At 44.3% G+C, this 16980-nt stretch carries 13 protein-coding genes; 9 read left to right on the forward strand and 4 right to left on the reverse strand.

The annotated features are described in order from the left end of the window. Positions 1–6: 6 nt before the first annotated feature. Complete coding sequence (locus tag R7035_RS05835) at positions 7–2043, reverse strand: PhoX family protein (protein WP_130546491.1); 2037 nt, start codon at positions 2041–2043, stop codon at positions 7–9. A 266-nt stretch (positions 2044–2309) separates the two neighbouring features. Here R7035_RS05835 and R7035_RS05840 point away from each other — a divergent pair, with 266 nt between their 5' ends. Next, positions 2310–2648 carry a YggL family protein gene (locus R7035_RS05840; protein WP_054701928.1) on the forward strand — a complete coding sequence of 113 codons (339 nt, stop codon included), beginning with the start codon at positions 2310–2312 and terminating at the stop codon, positions 2646–2648. A 1332-nt stretch (positions 2649–3980) separates the two neighbouring features. Beyond that, on the forward strand, positions 3981–4880 hold the full coding sequence (locus tag R7035_RS05845; protein WP_005384184.1) for a LysR family transcriptional regulator: 900 nt from the start codon (positions 3981–3983) through the stop codon (positions 4878–4880). On the opposite strand, the gene R7035_RS05850 is transcribed toward R7035_RS05845, so the two are convergent. Further along, positions 4848–5192 (reverse strand): DUF5329 family protein, encoded by a 345-nt coding sequence (locus R7035_RS05850; RefSeq protein ID WP_025768060.1) that lies wholly within the window; start codon positions 5190–5192, stop codon positions 4848–4850. The genes R7035_RS05845 and R7035_RS05850 overlap by 33 nt on opposite strands. Positions 5193–5287: 95 nt before the next feature. Continuing rightward, positions 5288–6301: an MBL fold metallo-hydrolase gene (locus R7035_RS05855; RefSeq protein WP_318146012.1), complete on the reverse strand. Its 1014-nt coding sequence runs from the start codon at positions 6299–6301 to the stop codon at positions 5288–5290. A 155-nt stretch (positions 6302–6456) separates the two neighbouring features. Here R7035_RS05855 and R7035_RS05860 point away from each other — a divergent pair, with 155 nt between their 5' ends. The 3 genes from R7035_RS05860 to R7035_RS05870 all read left to right on the forward strand — a co-directional run bounded on the left by R7035_RS05860 (position 6457) and on the right by R7035_RS05870 (position 8800). Then, positions 6457–7071 carry a TetR/AcrR family transcriptional regulator gene (locus tag R7035_RS05860; RefSeq protein ID WP_025768062.1) on the forward strand — a complete coding sequence of 205 codons (615 nt, stop codon included), beginning with the start codon at positions 6457–6459 and terminating at the stop codon, positions 7069–7071. Positions 7072–7400: 329 nt separating this feature from the next. Then, positions 7401–8306: a 30S ribosomal protein S6--L-glutamate ligase gene (gene rimK, locus R7035_RS05865; protein WP_005374224.1), complete on the forward strand. Its 906-nt coding sequence runs from the start codon at positions 7401–7403 to the stop codon at positions 8304–8306. 65 nt (positions 8307–8371) lie between these two features. After that, complete coding sequence (locus R7035_RS05870; protein WP_318146013.1) at positions 8372–8800, forward strand: ATP-dependent zinc protease; 429 nt, start codon at positions 8372–8374, stop codon at positions 8798–8800. 66 nt (positions 8801–8866) lie between these two features. Here R7035_RS05870 and R7035_RS05875 read toward each other — a convergent pair whose 3' ends face one another. Further along, complete coding sequence (locus R7035_RS05875) at positions 8867–9592, reverse strand: MBL fold metallo-hydrolase (protein ID WP_033906547.1); 726 nt, start codon at positions 9590–9592, stop codon at positions 8867–8869. Between the two features lie 323 nt (positions 9593–9915). Between R7035_RS05875 and speA the strand changes: the two genes are divergently transcribed. The 4 genes from speA to R7035_RS05895 all read left to right on the forward strand — a co-directional run bounded on the left by speA (position 9916) and on the right by R7035_RS05895 (position 16840). Next, positions 9916–11826, forward strand: a complete 1911-nt coding sequence (gene speA / locus R7035_RS05880; RefSeq protein ID WP_064369690.1) for an arginine decarboxylase — start codon at positions 9916–9918, stop codon at positions 11824–11826. 1 nt (position 11827) lies between these two features. Continuing rightward, on the forward strand, positions 11828–12748 hold the full coding sequence (gene speB, locus R7035_RS05885) for an agmatinase (protein ID WP_064369506.1): 921 nt from the start codon (positions 11828–11830) through the stop codon (positions 12746–12748). A 409-nt stretch (positions 12749–13157) separates the two neighbouring features. Then, the gene (emrD, locus tag R7035_RS05890; protein WP_005374234.1) at positions 13158–14363 is read left to right on the forward strand and encodes a multidrug efflux MFS transporter EmrD; all 1206 of its coding nucleotides are present in this window, start codon (positions 13158–13160) and stop codon (positions 14361–14363) included. Positions 14364–14674: 311 nt separating this feature from the next. Next, a complete protein-coding gene (locus R7035_RS05895; RefSeq protein ID WP_213961614.1) occupies positions 14675–16840 on the forward strand; it encodes a S9 family peptidase in 2166 nt (721 codons plus the stop codon). The last annotated feature ends 140 nt before the right edge of the window (positions 16841–16980 follow it).

The following is a 16980-nucleotide window of genomic DNA, read 5'->3' on the forward strand; positions in this document are numbered from 1 at the left end:
TAGAGATTAAACTGCAATCTCTCCACCGTCTTCACGGCGAATAACCACTGTCGCCGCTCGTGGGCGCACAGAAACACCAGCAGGCGTTTCTTCGGCTGCATCTTCACTGTATGGCCAGTTACCTGGGTGCTGAATATTCACAAACAATGATTTGTAATCAGGGCTGATGGTAAAGCCTGTTACTTCACAACCATTTGGTCCGACAAAGAAGCGTTTCAATTCAGCTTGATTATCCGCACCAATCACAGCTTGATCACCATTCTCATCTGTTAGCTTAGATGGAACAACAGCCAACATTTGATCATTGGTGTAAGACGTGACTTCATCTGCGCCGTTATCAGTCTGAATCCACAAAATACCACGGCCATCAAACGCTAATCCGTCTGGGCTCGCAAACTGGTTTAACTCATTCAAGCCAGAACGGTTGGTATCTGCATCACCATTTGCTGGCGAACCAAACACAAAGATATCCCAAGTAAAGTCAGTTGCTGAAGCACCTTCATCCCAACGAATAACATGACCAAACTTATTATTCAAACGTGGATTCGCAGGATTGGTTTCATCTGTACGGCGCGTATTGTTCGTCAATGTTAAATATACTGAACCCGTGAATGGATCAACCGTACACCACTCTGGTCGATCCATTGGTGTTGCCCCAACTAAATCCGCCGCACCCGCAGTATTGATGATAATTTCAGCCAGTGAATCAAAGTGATCCGCTAACGTACCACCAGCGGTTGTTACGCTATCAAGCGTTAATGGTAACCAAGTACCTGTGCTGTCTTCATTGAAGCGCGCCACATACAGTGTGCCTTCGTCCATGTACTTGTCACCCATCGCCAAGCGGTTATCAGGGTTAGCATCTGCTGGATCCCACGCTGCCGCAGATTCAAATTTGTATAGGTATTCAAAGCGAGAATCGTGGCCAGAATAAAATACCACTGGTTTGCCTTCTTCAAGCTTACCGAAAGTACAGCCCTCGTGACGGAAACGACCTAGCGCAGTACGTTTCTTCGCACGTGAGTTTTGCGTGTAAGGGTCAATCTCGACAATGTAACCGTGACCATTGGCTTCATTACGGTAATCATCCATCGCACTTGCTCCTGTTGGAGCCACATTAAAGCGAGAGAACTCATCAAGACGCTCTTCTGAATTTCCTGCTAATGTCTCCCACAAGTAGCGTGTACTTTGATCATCGACACCAATGCGATCTTGCTCTTCTGTACGAGTCCCGGCATTAACAAAGTAACCTGGCCAGTTCTCTTCACACGTTAAGTACGTGCCCCACGGCGTGTAGCCGTTGCCACAGTTGTTTAACGTACCACGCGCTTGGCTGCCATCTGGCGAGAAACGAGTGACAGTTAAAGATGTGTGGGCCACCGGGCCAGACAAATCCATGACTGTCGCACCAGTATAACGACGGTTTAGTGGATCGGTATCAACCAACTTCCACATGTTGTCTTCCAGTTGAATGCGAACCACTGACACACCGTGCGCGTTAATCTCTTTGCGCACTTCATCTACAATGGTACGTACGCCATTTTCAACCGTCGGACCATTTGGATGCAGTGCTGATGTGTCGATGTACTCGTGGTTAATACATAGCAAGCCATCTGTAGTGCTATCGTTCAATGGGAAAAAATGCATGCCGTCATGGTGCATGCCTAGCGCATTTAACTGATCGGTACTGGTGTTGGTACCATCATTTTGCCATGCGCTGCCTTGCGCATTAAGTGGTGTTCCCCAAGGTACTAGTACTTGTGCGGTGTAGCCTTGTGGAATTGAAACTGCGTCAGTGAGTGAGCCAGGGATAGATTCAAAGTTAAGAACGGCTTTAGATGCGCCCGAACCACTGCTTACTGTACTCCCTGAGTCAGACGAGTTACAACCAGCCAATCCGAAAGCACCAAACGCTGTCATCGCACTGATACCTAAACCACCTTTTAGAATGCTGCGTCGAGATAGGCTCGCTTCTAATACTTCTTCAAATGGTTTGTTTTCACTTTGGTTATAACGCGTCGCGTCAAAGGTTTCCTTGCTCATTTTTACTTTCCCGATCTTATAGTTTAATTAATAAATAAGTGATTAGTTGAACGGCAAGAAGTTTGGATAAGAAAAATGACAAAAGTGCTTAAAACATATGAAACTTGTGTTTCAACAATACTGCAAACCAACCAACACAGCTAACGAAGCAATTAAATTCTGGTCACATAATCACCAACTGTATCGCTTCATTCTGATTTTACTTGGGCTAAAGTATGATAGAAGGTATAAGGTGTACGAAATCAAATCATCTACGAGAGATAATCATGAAATTAGACAAGATCGATAACAAGAGCCGTCGTATCCGTAAAAAGCTGTTCTTAGGTGAGTTCGCAATCCTAGGTTTCGAGATCAGCTGTGAAACAGACATTAACGACTTCGACCGTTACGATGCATTCGTTGATGACTTTATCGACTACATTGACGAGCTTGGTCTTTGCTTCGGTGGCGGTGGTCTAGAACTGTTTGAAGGCTTCCTATGTTCTACTAACCGTTACGGCAGTGCGACTGAAGAACAGAAAGCGCAAGTTATCAAATGGTTAGAAGCACGCCCAGAAGTGAAAAGCGCGCAAGCGGGCGAACTAGTTGACGCCAACTACCTGTAACTAAAGGGCAACCTGTAATACGCAGAGCTCAATAAATGGTAGAGAAAGCTGGTCTTAAGACTGGCTTTTTTATTTTTGGAAGAATGCGATATTAAAAATAGGGTGCTTGGGAAGTTGCGCGGAGTGATTGTGGCATTTTTGAGCTGGCAATCAACGGGAAACTGCGTTCCACAGCCAGCTCGTGCCTTTAGGTATAATTAACTATGATTTTTTAGCTGGGGCGTCTTTCGTGTCTTTCCAGTATTGAATACGCACACGATGTAGCTGAGCTCTTCTAGTCTTTTTCATAGTAAAGTCCCTCATCTTATATAAGTAACGCTCCTCATGGAGCTTATTGTCTAAGGTCGTATCCCCTTCAATCTATAAGGGAATCAATCATTTAACCGTGACCAATTTCACAACATAATGATAATTACCGATATCTTGCAGCCTGTTTTTACTGGCAAACGGCATATTATCTATCTGACACAGTTAACTTACTCACCAGATATGACAGAAAAATGGCAATCAAGTTCCCTACTTATACTGTCATTGAATCTTAATAAGGATTAACAAGGTGGGCATTTCAGATTTACCATACTGTTTATAAAAACCGCAAGAATTTTTATTTCTTTTCAAACAAATCTCTACTCAAGATCAATTCACTTTCATCTTTATCGTCTCCCTTTTAACGCATTGTGATCCAGTTCAATCCACAGAACTCGGAACAAAAAGCGCACATTAATACATTCACCACCAAACTTGTGCGAGATCTCTTACAAGAGTTGTAAGCAAATAGATTAATCACCTCTAAGATCAATGCCAGAAAAAAACATTAAATATATGATTTAAAAGTAATATTTAAATTCACTTAAAATAATAAGTAAAAATAATTTAGAAAAGTTAATTGAGTCAAATCAGCAAAACATCAATACTCAACTTGTCGACAGGATGTTGGCGGGAACAGGAAAAAAGCCTAAAGGATTGGGTATCTTCAGGATGAAGATTTGATAGCTTAGGATGAGTTGTCAGCAAGGAAGTAGTTAAGCTCTAGGATAGAGTTCGCCCGTCAGGATGATAGGCAAGAATGGACACCGCTAGGAAGGCGATGAACAAGGAACTCGGTTAAAGGACTTAGCCACAATCAAGGATAGATGCAGGGAGCACCTATTAGTAGCTGGATTGCTGCGAAAAAGAATAAGCCCCGTCTGGGAAACCAGGCGGGGTTTTATTTTGTCTGTAATGTATTGATAGCGATTCATCTTTATCGTTTAAGTCTTCTCTGTTTTCATAAAACACCGTGCTATCATTTTCTTTACGTCTCCCAACGAAGCTCTCAGAAAATCACACACTATGCTTAATCCTGTTTGGTTACATACATTTAAGACATTGATTGAAGTCGGTCATTTTACGCAAACTGCAGAAAAACTTTTTATGACTCAGCCTGGCGTCAGCCAACACATCAAAAAATTAGAGCAAAGTTGTCAGCATGCCTTGATCAAGCGCGAAAACAAAAGCTTCGAATTAACCGAACAAGGCAGGATTGTCTACGCATATGCGCTCGAGTTAGAAGATAGAGAGAAGAAGCTGCTCGAAGAGCTCAGTTTTGATGATGCGTTTTCAGGCCACTGTAAACTGGCTTGTTCTGGTGCAATGGCGTTAATGTTGTATGGGCCCATTTTGGAGAAGCAAAAACAGCACCCGAGCTTATCGTTACATTTAGAAGCCGCGCCAAATCAATCTATTCTCAACGCCATAACGCAAGGGCACATCGATATTGGTATCGTGACTGATGTTCCCAACAAAGGTCTGTTTCACAGTGAGCGAATTGGTAAAGAGAGGTTGTGCTTGGTTCTGCCAAAGCATTATCAAAATAAGCAGATAACGCCACAACTCTTGCATGACTGTGGTGTCATTAGCCACCCTGATGCTGAGCATTACATGACGCTGTTTTTTGACCAGTGTGAAGAACCACAGCTCCAAGAAATTAAGATGAGCGATTTACCATTATCCGGCTACGTAAATCAATTGAGCCAAATTTTGCTACCTGTCAGCAAAGGACTTGGCTTCACCGTGCTGCCTCAAAGTGCGGTCGACAATTTTCCGCTAAAAGACACGTTACACATTGCTCAATTGAAAAACACTGTATGTGAAGAGCTATTTCTAGTTCGTAAGCGCAGTCGTGCTCTACCTCTGCGCTATCAGACCATCAAAGAAGTGTTATTGGATGTGATCGGTGGTGCGCATCAATGATGTTAGCCACTCTTCGCTGGTAATGCGTTTGTCTTGGCAATCCACCCAATATGGTTTGCCAGATAACCAGCTCTTTGACGCGACCTCTTTTATAAACACATCCACGGAATCAACGTCATCTTTGGCGTAATCCCATTTATTGCGCATGTGTTCTGCCGCTTCTTGATTAGTGTACGCCTTGCCGTTGCGGATAAAGGTGCAAGAGGATTGCTCAACTCGTTTTATCAACGTCGAAATATCTTGCTCTACCCCTGCTAGTGCAAAGGTAGGCAGAATGCTTAATGTAAGTAACAACGTCCACTTTGCTTTCATCGCACCTTTATCCTTATCCCTGACCACATAACTACTAATAGTAACTACTGATAAGTGACTTAACTATTCTGGTGTTTGACTGTTTAGCTCAGCAATTATTGCCACCATGCCTGAGCAGGCTGAGGCTCCGCAATCGCCAAGCGTTGACCAATCTCAGGGCTCACTAACGTTACACCGCGCTCTTCACTAATATCTAACGCGCGTTGCATTGGCTCATTCCAATCGTGCATTGATAAATCAAACGTGCTGTTATGGATCGGCATCATCACTTTGCCCTGCACATCGATGTGTGCTTGAACGCTTTGCTCTGGGAACATGTGAATGTCTGACCAGAGTTCATTGTACGCACCTGTTTCAATCATGGTGAAGTCAAACGGACCGTACTTTTCGCCAATCTCTTTAAAGCCATTGAAGTAACCAGAGTCACCACTGAAGAACACTTTGTGTTGTTGTGCATTGATAACCCAACTGCCCCACAGAGTCGTATCGCGGTCTGTCAAACCTCGACCAGAGAAATGCTGAGTCGGAGTTAGTGTATATTCAATGCCGTCAACAGAGTGTGACTCCCACCAGTCTAGTTCGATCACTTTCTCTTTGGGTACACCCCAATTCACCAGTAATTGGCCAACTTTTAACGGCACCAAGAAAGTGCCCACCTTGTCGCCTAGCACTTTAATAGAAGCTTTATCTAGGTGATCGTAATGGTCATGACTGATCACCACCACATCGATAGTTGGCAAATCTTCTATCGTGATGGGAGTTTTGTGAAAACGTTTTGGCCCAGCCCATTTCACAGGAGACGCGCGATCACTGAATACAGGGTCGGTCATCACCAGTTTTCCATCGAGCTTCATTAATACGCTTGAGTGACCCAGACGATAGATGAGGTCATCTTGCTCTTCTAACAGTTGCCGCGCTGTGATCGCATGCACTGGAATTTCAATCGTTGGTGTTGGGTTAAGGCGCCCAGTCGTAAAATACGCTTTCATGATTTCGAACATGTCGCCCAAACCGCTTTTGTATTCCAACTCTGTATTTGCAAATTTGTCCGGGTATGTTGGCGCTTTTTCAGTATCAACATTAGAACAAGAAATCATGGATGTACCCATCGCGAACGCTCCTACTGTGGCTAGCAAAGTTTTTTTCATAAAAAGTTAACCCGAACAAAAGTAAACTACACAGTGCAGTTTACATTCTAATTATCAAAAGTAAACTACTTAGTGTAAAATAGATCAAGAAATGATCTTCTTAAATTAGCAAGCTTATGAATGTAAAAAGAAAAAGTCGTAGCGAAACCAAAAGAGAAGCCATCTTATGCGCGGCAAGGCAAGCGTTCCAAGAGTTTGGGGTGCAAAACACCAGCATGGATAAGCTCTCTGCAATCGCACAAGTCTCTAAGCGCACGGTCTATAATCACTTCCCTTCTAAGGAAGCGATCGTGACGGAGTTGCTGACTGAGCTTTGGCGTTCGTCAATGATGGAAAGCGATATTAAACGCTTGGCCACTCTGCCACTCAAAGATCAATTGATTGAATTACTCTACAGCGAGATCATTGTGGTAACGGAACCAAACTATATTGAGCTGGCAAAAGTGGCATTTGGGCACTTCTTATTTAAGCCGGAAGATCTCAAAGAACAAGCAGAACAAATGTCGAAACAGGAAACCGCCCTATACCGCTGGCTTACTGAGAAATCGAACAGTGGCGCTTTGCAAATTGATGATGTACATATAGCAAGCACTCAATTGCACAACTTACTTAAAGGCAGTGCATTCTGGCCGCAGTTAATGGGAATTCGCCCCTCTTTGTCGAATGAAGAATCTAGGCTGTTAGCTACCCAAACGGCGGAACTTTTTTTAAGTCACTATCAAAACAGCTAAAAACAGCGGTCAAATTGGCCGCTTTTTTAAGCGATAATTCGTGACAAAGCGATGAAATTTTTGCTCAATTTTATTTATCTCACCCTTGACAGTCTCATACCGCAAGGCGTGAGCGTTCGATAAAATATTTTTGTCGTGTCGACGATGCTTTTTCGTTTTCATCTCACAAAAAAACGCCCTAAGGTGCGCACCTCTGACGACGTGGTTGTTCAACCACAATTCTAAATCGTTGAAGTAAGTAGGTTATGTCATAACATGATCACCTGCCTACTGCATTCTATGCTCTATACTTATATTTTAATTTGGTACTGACTTACTAAGGAATTGCCATGCGTATTGCTATTCTCTCTCGTAATGAGAATTTATATTCAACCATGCGCCTAAAACAGGCGGGTGAAGAACGTGGGCATCAAATCGATGTGATCGACACGCTTCACTGTTATATGGACATTACGAGCAACAACCCTAAGATCCGCTACAAGGGTGAAGAATTACCGCAATACGATGCTGTTATTCCACGTATTGGGGCATCTATTACGTTTTACGGCACTGCTGTTGTACGTCAGTTTGAAATGATGGGTACATTTTGTGTCAACGAATCTGTCGCGATCAGCCGCTCTCGTGACAAGTTGCGCTCATTACAACTGCTATCACGTAAAGGCATCGGTTTGCCACGCACTGGCTTTGCTCACCATCCTGACAACATTCAGGACGTGATCAAAAACGTTGGTGGCGCACCTCTAGTGATTAAATTGCTAGAAGGCACTCAAGGCATTGGTGTTGTACTTGCTGAAACAAATAAAGCGGCAGAAAGCGTGATTGAAGCTTTCATGGGTTTGAAAGCTAACATCATGGTGCAAGAATTTATCGAAGAAGCAAAAGGCGCGGACATCCGTTGTTTTGTTGTCGGTAATAAGGTGATTGCCGCAATGAAGCGCCAAGCAAAAGAAGGCGAGTTCCGTTCTAACCTTCACCGTGGTGGCTCTGCACAACTCGTGCGTTTGAGCAAAGAAGAGCGTGCGACCGCTGTAAATGCAGCGAAAGTGATGGGCTTGAACCTTTGTGGTGTGGATATCCTTCAATCTAAAAATGGCCCAGTGGTAATGGAAGTGAACTCTTCCCCTGGTCTAGAAGGCATCGAACTAGCAACTGGTAAAAACATTGCAGGTATGATCTTCGATTTTATCGAGAAAAACGCTAAGCCAAATTCAAACCGTACTCGCGGTAAAGGTTGATTTTTGTTTAACGCACAAGAGAGCCAAAAACCGGCTCTCTTGTTACTCGTCGCTAGGATGACACTATGAATCAGAAAATGATCATTGGGAATGCCGAATCTATTTGCTTGCCAGAGTTAGGGATTACTCACCTTGAAGCGCGTATTGATACAGGCGCTCAAACCTCTTCATTACATGTAGACAATATTGATTGCTTTGAAAAAGATGGTCAGTCTTATGTTGCATTCGATCTGCACCCAGATGTATACCATTTAGAACAAGTGGTTCGCTGCACAGCGAAACTAAAAGCAAACCGTAAGGTTAAATCTTCTAACGGTACTTTTGAGCACCGCTGCGTGATCACGACGATGCTGCGTATGGGCGACCAACAATGGCCAATCGACATTACGTTGACTAACCGTGAAAAAATGACTTACATGATGTTGTTAGGTCGTCAAGGCATGGCAGACAAAGTGCTCGTTGATCCTAGCCAATCTCACTTATTGGCATCTTAACCCCGTAGCTTCAGATGAGTGATCGAACGTTTTTGTTGAGCATCACTCGTCTGGCTTTATCTTCGCCTACTTCCTACGAAATAACGCAAACAACAATCCCTTCGCTTTAACTTTTGTCACTCGCCAGTGCGTCATTGGCTTAGTCGGCGCTGTATTCAAAATGTGCTGATACGCTTTTTCATCCAAAGTCACCTCTCCCCCATGTGCCAGAAGCAAACATTGCGGATTCATCTCAAACACACGCTTTAATGATTGCCGATATTGATTCGGATGAAATATGGGAAACGGCGCAATCAGATGCTTTTTCACCTGCACCATTAAATCCGCCACATACAGCACATCTTGTTCAGAATGATAAACCGACAGATCTCGATCAGTATGCCCTAGCGTTTCTAGCACCTGCCAATCATCAAATCCAGGAATAAACTCTCCATCAATAAGTTCAATATCTGGCTTTAACTTGCGGGAATACCACAGGTTTTGCTTTGGTTTACGCATCCGATTCGCCATCCAGCGTGCTAACATTAAATCGGTCAAATGCATTAGCCAACCGTCTACACCGCTATACCACTGGCTCTCTCGCTTTGCGGCCAATAGCTTACATCCTGTTAAATCACGTAGTTTGTGCGCACCACCAGCATGGTCTGGATGCATGTGGGTCACAACAACCAACTTTAGGTCAGAAAAAGGACGATGGAGTTGATGTTCAATAAAGTCTTTAAGATGAGGGATGTCTGCTCGACTGGCACCATCAAGCAACAATAATTTATCGGAATATTCGGCGAGATACATGGTCTGAATGTACCCCTGAATTCTGTGCAGCTGCAAAATATGTCCTTATTTTAGTGAGATGCTTCATGACCGAATCCTTACTGGTCAGACCAACTATAACAGCAGAATGGACGCTTCGGTAAACAAATATTCACACGTAGCGACGACAACAAATCATAATCGAGATGATAGATTTTAATCATTAGACTCAAGGGCCCTTTTATCCGTTAATGCGCGCACACGGAGTTCGTGTCAGGGTATGAGGTAAATACCTCATGATTTGCTTTTTTGTACTTTTCCTTCTAATTAATTAAGGAGTTAAGTACATTTTTGTGAGAATCGAGTTGGAAAAAGCAACTAAATTAGACCGCATCCGCGCGGACTACAACGTTCACTACTGGAGCCAAGGTTTCTACGGCATTGATGACCAAGGCGAAGTATATGTATCACCACGTAGTGATCGTGCACATCAAATCCCTTTCAGCGCTATTGTAAATGAGCTAGAAGCGAAGCAGTTAAATCTGCCTGTATTAGTACGCTTCCCGCAAATCGTGCACCAACGTGTGCATGGTATTTGCCACGCATTCAACCAAGCAATTGAAGAATACCAATATCCAAACAAATACTTGTTGGTGTACCCAATTAAAGTAAACCAACAACGTGAAGTGGTGGATGAAATTCTAGCGAGCCAAGCTCAACTAGAAACCAAGCAGCTTGGTCTTGAAGCGGGTAGCAAGCCAGAGTTGTTGGCGGTACTTGCATTGGCTCAACAAGGTAGCTCCGTGATCGTGTGTAATGGCTACAAAGACCGTGAGTATGTGCGTCTTGCACTGATCGGTGAAAAGCTGGGTCACAAGGTATTCATCGTACTAGAGAAGCTTTCTGAGCTGGATCTGGTACTAGAAGAAGCGAAAAGTTTGGGTGTAAAACCGCGCCTTGGTTTACGCATTCGCCTCGCCTCTCAAGGCGCAGGGAAATGGCAAGCAAGTGGCGGTGAAAAATCGAAGTTTGGTTTATCAGCATCGCAAGTGCTTAGCGTTATTGAACGTCTTAAACGCGAAGGCAACCTAGACGCGATGCAACTGGTTCACTTCCACCTTGGTTCACAGATGGCAAACATCCGTGATGTACGCAATGGTGTGAACGAGTCTGCACGTTTCTACTGCGAACTACGCGCACTCGGTGCAAACATCGAGTACTTCGATGTGGGCGGCGGCTTGGCAGTGGATTATGACGGCACACGCAGCCAATCATCGAATTCGATGAACTACGGCCTTGCAGAATACGCACGTAATATCGTGAACACAGTGGGCGATGTGTGTCTGCAATACGAACAACCAATGCCAGTGATCATTTCGGAATCGGGTCGCTCGCTAACAGCGCACCACGCTGTATTGATTTCTAACGTAATTGGTACCGAGTCGTACCTACCGGAAGAAGTACATGAGCTTGATGATGACGCTCCGCTTTTGCTACAAAACATGTGGCGAAACTGGGAAAACTTACAAGATGGTACAGACGCTCGTGCGTTAATTGAGATTTACAATGATACCCAAAGTGATTTGGCAGAAGTGCACTCTCAATTTGCTACAGGCGTGCTTAACTTGGAACAACGTGCGTGGGCAGAACAATTGTCACTACGCATTTACTTCGAATTAAGCCGAAAGATGAGCACTAAGAATCGCTTCCACCGTCCGATTCTGGACGAGTTGAGCGAACGTCTTGCAGATAAGTTCTTCGTGAACTTCTCTCTCTTCCAATCTCTACCAGATGCTTGGGGTATTGATCAGGTGTTCCCTGTTCTGCCACTTTCTGGTCTTGGCGAGGCGGAAGAGCGTCGTGCAGTGATGTTGGACATCACATGTGACTCTGATGGCGCGATCGATCACTACGTTGATGGTCAAGGCATCGAGAGCACGCTACCTGTACCAGCTTGGAGCAAAGACAAACCGTACCTAATGGGCTTTTTCCTAGTAGGCGCATACCAAGAAATCCTTGGTGACATGCACAACCTATTTGGTGATACCCACAGTGCTGTAGTCAATGTTGATGAACGTGGTCAATTTGAGATCAGTTACATCAACGAAGGTGATAGTGTAGAAGACATGATGCGCTACGTTCATATCGACGTGGATGCGATTCGTGACAATTATAAACAATTGGTTTCACAGCGAGTTGAAGCCAATGAACAAGCACAAATCCTAGCAGAACTAGAACAAGGTCTAGCAGGATACACCTATTTAGAGGACTTCTGATATGAATGATTTGTTTACTAAAACTGATTATTCGCTTTACTCCAACTCTATGTCGTTTTTACGTCTGCCGTACATTCGTAACCCGGTATCGGCAGACGCAGACGTTGTGGTGTTGGGAGTCCCTCTGGACATGGCAACATCTGGTCGTCCAGGTGCGCGTATGGGTCCAGATGCAATTCGCCGTGCCTCAGTCAACTTGGCATGGGAAGGTAAGAAGTTCCCTTGGAGCTTCAACGTATTGGATAAACTGAAAGTGATCGACGCAGGTGATCTCGTGTTCGATTGCGGTGATGCGGAAGATTTTACTTACCGCCTTGAAGCGGCAACCTGTGAAATTCTAAAAAGTGGTAAAACCATGTTGGGATTGGGCGGTGACCACTTCATCACGCTACCTATCCTGCGTGCCTATGCGAAGCATCATGGCCAAATGGCTTTGATTCACTTTGATGCTCATACGGACACCTATGCAAATGGCAGTTCATACGACCACGGTACGATGTTCTACCATGCGCCGAAAGAAGGTTTGATCTCAGCAAAGAACTCAATACAAATCGGCATTCGTACGGAGTACAAACAGCAAGATCACGGCTTCAATGTGATTAATGCGATGCAAGCGAATGACATGTCGGTGAACGAGATCCTAGAAGAAATTCGTCGCACCGTCGCAGACAAGCCAGTATATGTCACTTTTGACATCGACTGCTTAGACCCGGCCTTCGCACCGGGAACTGGTACACCAGTTTGTGGTGGCTTGAACTCAGACAAAGCGCTGAAAATTATTCGTGGTTTAGCCGGCATGAATATCGTGGGTATGGATGTTGTCGAAGTATCGCCTCCATACGACCACAGTGATGTTACCGCACTAGCGGGAGCAACCATCGCACTAGAAATGCTTTACGCATACGCATCTGAGCGCGAATAGACATAATCATTTCTAAGGGAGCTTCGGCTCCCTTTTCTTTCTGATGCCTTCCTCTACCTTTTATTCACTCGTTTCATCTTGAACTCAGATCAACCGAGCAGACGCTTTATTTTTGCACTTTAACCATTAAAACCAGTTACCTATAAGGCTCATTCTATTCACGAAAAGTAAAAGATTTAACGTAATTAGACAAAGAAATGCACCGCTTTTTGAAAACAAAATCGGATTAGTTTTTCTAATTGAAATCATAGATTTTTATCTTGCTCAACTTCACACTTTTCGATTGCTAATTATACAAGCAAGCACTATTATCTCGCGCAAATACCCCCGCAAAACAAGAATTCAGTTGGCACTCTGTAAAAGAGCGCTAAGGGTTTTTACGTCTTAAATTTTTTGGAGAGATACGCAAATGTCTGCTTCGTTTCCATTAGCGAAACTTACCTTTTTAATCGCTATATTGACTGCCGTGGGTCAAATGACCCAGACAATGTACGTGCCTTCAATCGGTCATATGGCGGGCGAGTTTTTGGTATCTGCGTCATCACTTCAAGCTGTGATGGCTTGTTACCTAATCCCATATGGCTTGTCGCAATTTGCGTATGGCACACTATCGGACCGCTTGGGACGCAAACCGATCATCATCGTCGGGCTGCTTATCTACATCGCGGGTACACTGGTAGCATTATTTGCACATCAATTTGAATGGTTCTTGATTGGTAGCTTTATCCAAGGCTTAGGTATTGGCTGCGGCGGTGCGATGTCACGCACTCTGACTCGCGATTGCTTTGAAGGCTCTGATCTACACAGAGCAAACAGCTTAATTAGCATGTGTGTGATTTTCTCACCATTAATGGCACCAGTATTAGGCGGTTACCTAACAGAAGCTTTCGGATGGCGGTCGAGCTACTTGTTCTTAGCGCTATTTGCTATCGCAGTTGTGATCACCATGATGACAAGCATGATGGAGACGCTACCAAAAGAGAAACGTAAATTCGAACCAGTAGCCAAAAGCTACAAACACGTTTTGTCTGACCGTCGATTTCAAGGCTTTTTGATTTGCCTGGTTGCAACATTCGCTGGTGTGGGTGTATTCGAAGCGGCGGCTGGGGTGTTATTGGGTGGGGTATTAGAATTACCTGCAACAACGGTAAGTTTGCTGTTTATATTGCCGATCCCAGGTTACTTGGTGGGCGCAGGCTTATCTAGCTACATCGCAAGACGTCGCTCTGAGCGTCGTGCTTTAAACGTAGGCTTGGTCTCTATTTTTGTGGGCTCTGCTATTGTGCTCATCCCAGGCTTGTTTGGTTTGACCACGGCGTTAACGCTGGTTGGAGGCGCAACCGTGTACTTTTTGGGTGCGGGTATTCTCTTCCCAGCAGCAACAACTGGAGCGATTGCGCCATTCCCATACCATGCAGGAACAGCAGGCGCGACATTGGGTGGCATGCAAAACTTGGGGGCAGGTGTCGCAACTTTGCTCGCGTCACTATTTCCAGCGCATAACCAGATGCCTTTGGGCATTTTGATGATGGCAATGTCGGTAATTGCAATGCTTGGGTTAATGTGGGTGAATCGAGCACACAATCACTCAAACGAAGTACCGCAAGTTATCTGATCATTATCAGCTTACTTTCAAAATCCAAAAGGGACACACTCAACAAGTGTGTCCCTTTTTTCATATCACACTATATCGATTTCCCGATGAGAATGATTTAACTTTCGAATTGATATTTGTTAAAAATAACAGCTGCTTACACAATGTGTTTTCAGCTCTCTTCAAATTGAGTATCCAACTCGGAAATATTGAGGATTCTCACTTTTTCGGTATACCCCATAACAAAGAATGGACAACTGAAAACCACTAACAAAATGAAAGCCCAGCCCTCAGGATGAGGCCACTTGGGTGTACAATAAGGATAAAATCAGATGCGTTTCACTTTAACTACGTTGGCCGTCTCGGTCGCGCTTGTCGCCGGATGCAGCAATCAAGGAATTCCTAGCATGACTCAATACTCCCAAACACAGATCGTTGCTCAACAAACTCAAGCTCCGGTTGCGAAAAAAGTCCCTCACGCGATGACTATTCATGGCGATACCCGCGTTGATAACTACTACTGGATGCGTGACGACGAACGTAAAGACCCTGAAATTTTACAGCACCTAGAGAAAGAAAATCAGTACGCAGAAACCGTTCTAAAGCACACTGAAACACTTCAAGATACGCTATTTGAAGAAATTAAAGGGCGTATCGCAAAAGACGACAACTCAGTACCTGTTCGTAAAGGCAACTACTTCTACTCCAGTGAAGTGACCGGAGATAACGAGTACGAAGTCCATTTGCGAGCTAAAGACTTTGCAGGCAAAGACAAACAAATCATTTTAGATGTCAATGAACTAGCAAAAGAACATGAATTTTTCAGTATCGGCGGCCTATACGTTAGTCCGAATGAAAACTTATTGGCGTATGGCGAAGACACATTAAGCCGCCGCGTGTACACCCTTAAGATCAAAGACCTGACAACAGGCAATTACCTACAAGATGAAATCGAAGGGGCCTCAAGCGCTGTCGCATGGCAGAACGATAACAACGCCTTTTACTACATCAAAAAAGATCCACAGACCTTATTGGGCTACCAAGTTTATCGTCATGTATTGGGCACACCACAAAGCAGCGATGAGCTGATTTTTGAGGAAACCGACAGCGCCTATTACACCTCACTAAGCAAAAGCAAAGATGGCGAAGATATTTATATCTGGCATTCGAGTACAGAAACCAGTGGGGTCTCTATTATTGATGCGAACAACCCTAAAGCAAAGGCGAAACCGTTCTATCCTCGTGAAGATGGCATTGAATACAGTATTTCTAAGCTAGGCGATTGGTACTACATTTATACTAACTATCAAGCCGTCAACTTCCGTTTGATGAAAGTTCATCAAAATGACATGCATGACCGCTCTAAATGGCAAGATGTGATTGCGGCAGACAACAACACTCAACTTGTCGACTTCGAGTTATTCGATGATCACATCGTCTATGAGCAGCGCTCTAACGGCCTAGCAAGCGTCACTGTACGTCAGCTTTCAACAGGAAAAGAATTCCCCCTCACATTTAATGACGATGCGTTTGCTGCCTATTTGACAGGTAACCTAGAGCTGGATAACGAGAAAGTTCGTATTTATTACAGCAGTTTAACCACTCCAGGAACCTACTACGATTTCGATCTAAAAACGGGCGGGTCAGAAGTCATGAAGCAAACACCTGTACTTGGTGATTTTAATCCTAACAATTACCAATCAGAACGCATCATGGTCACAGCCCGTGACGGTAAAGAAGTACCCGTTTCTTTGGTGTATCGTAAAGACTTATTTAAGAAAGATGGTACGAATCCACTCTACCAATATGGTTATGGATCTTATGGCGCAACCATTGAGCCAACTTTCCGCTCGACACGTTTGAGTCTGTTGGATCGCGGCTTTGTTTACGCCATTGCTCATATTCGTGGATCTGAAATGCTTGGCCGCCCTTGGTATGAAGACGGTAAAAAACTAACCAAGCAAAACACATTCAACGACTTTATTGATGTGACTAAAGGTTTGGTTGAACAAGGCTACGGCGCGAAAGATAAAGTCTTCGCTGTTGGTGGCTCTGCAGGAGGTCTCTTAATGGGGGCTATCATCAACCAAGCACCAGAACTGTACCGCGGTATCGGTGCACATGTTCCGTTTGTGGACGTGGTAACCACTATGCTCGATGAATCAATTCCATTGACCACCAATGAGTATGATGAATGGGGTAACCCAAATAACAAAACATACTATGACTATATGTTGAGTTACTCGCCTTACGACAACATCAAGGCGCAAAACTACCCGAACATCTTGGTAACGACTGGCTTGCACGACTCTCAAGTACAGTACTTTGAACCAATGAAGTGGGTCGCCAAACTTCGTGAAATGAAGACAGACGATAACGTCTTGTTGTTCAAAACCGATATGGAAGCCGGACACGGCGGCGCATCTGGTCGATTTAAGCGCTTAAAAGAAGATGCGCTAGAGTATGCCTTCTTCCTCGATTTACTCGATAAAAAATAAGCGTATTAATAGAACTGCATCTCTTCTAACAACAAAAATGCCCGCAAGTTGCGGGCATTTTTTATAGACGCACTCTCTAAACAAGGAGTGGGGTTACCTAAGCACAGAACGACCAGCGTCTCTTATAGCCAAAGGAAAGC

This window comes from Vibrio sp. 1731, from assembly GCF_033339955.1.
Classification (GTDB): Bacteria; Pseudomonadota; Gammaproteobacteria; order Enterobacterales; family Vibrionaceae; genus Vibrio; species Vibrio alginolyticus.

Coding starts and splice junctions, on each gene's coding strand:
- R7035_RS05835 (WP_130546491.1), bottom strand. CDS start 2,043: ATGAGCAAGGAAACCTTTGACGCGACGCGTTATAACCAAAGTGAAAAC.
- R7035_RS05840 (WP_054701928.1), top strand. CDS start 2,310: ATGAAATTAGACAAGATCGATAACAAGAGCCGTCGTATCCGTAAAAAG.
- R7035_RS05845 (WP_005384184.1), top strand. CDS start 3,981: ATGCTTAATCCTGTTTGGTTACATACATTTAAGACATTGATTGAAGTC.
- R7035_RS05850 (WP_025768060.1), bottom strand. CDS start 5,192: ATGAAAGCAAAGTGGACGTTGTTACTTACATTAAGCATTCTGCCTACC.
- R7035_RS05855 (WP_318146012.1), bottom strand. CDS start 6,301: ATGGGTACATCCATGATTTCTTGTTCTAATGTTGATACTGAAAAAGCG.
- R7035_RS05860 (WP_025768062.1), top strand. CDS start 6,457: ATGAATGTAAAAAGAAAAAGTCGTAGCGAAACCAAAAGAGAAGCCATC.
- rimK (WP_005374224.1), top strand. CDS start 7,401: ATGCGTATTGCTATTCTCTCTCGTAATGAGAATTTATATTCAACCATG.
- R7035_RS05870 (WP_318146013.1), top strand. CDS start 8,372: ATGAATCAGAAAATGATCATTGGGAATGCCGAATCTATTTGCTTGCCA.
- R7035_RS05875 (WP_033906547.1), bottom strand. CDS start 9,592: ATGTATCTCGCCGAATATTCCGATAAATTATTGTTGCTTGATGGTGCC.
- speB (WP_064369506.1), top strand. CDS start 11,828: ATGAATGATTTGTTTACTAAAACTGATTATTCGCTTTACTCCAACTCT.
- emrD (WP_005374234.1), top strand. CDS start 13,158: ATGTCTGCTTCGTTTCCATTAGCGAAACTTACCTTTTTAATCGCTATA.
- R7035_RS05895 (WP_213961614.1), top strand. CDS start 14,675: ATGCGTTTCACTTTAACTACGTTGGCCGTCTCGGTCGCGCTTGTCGCC.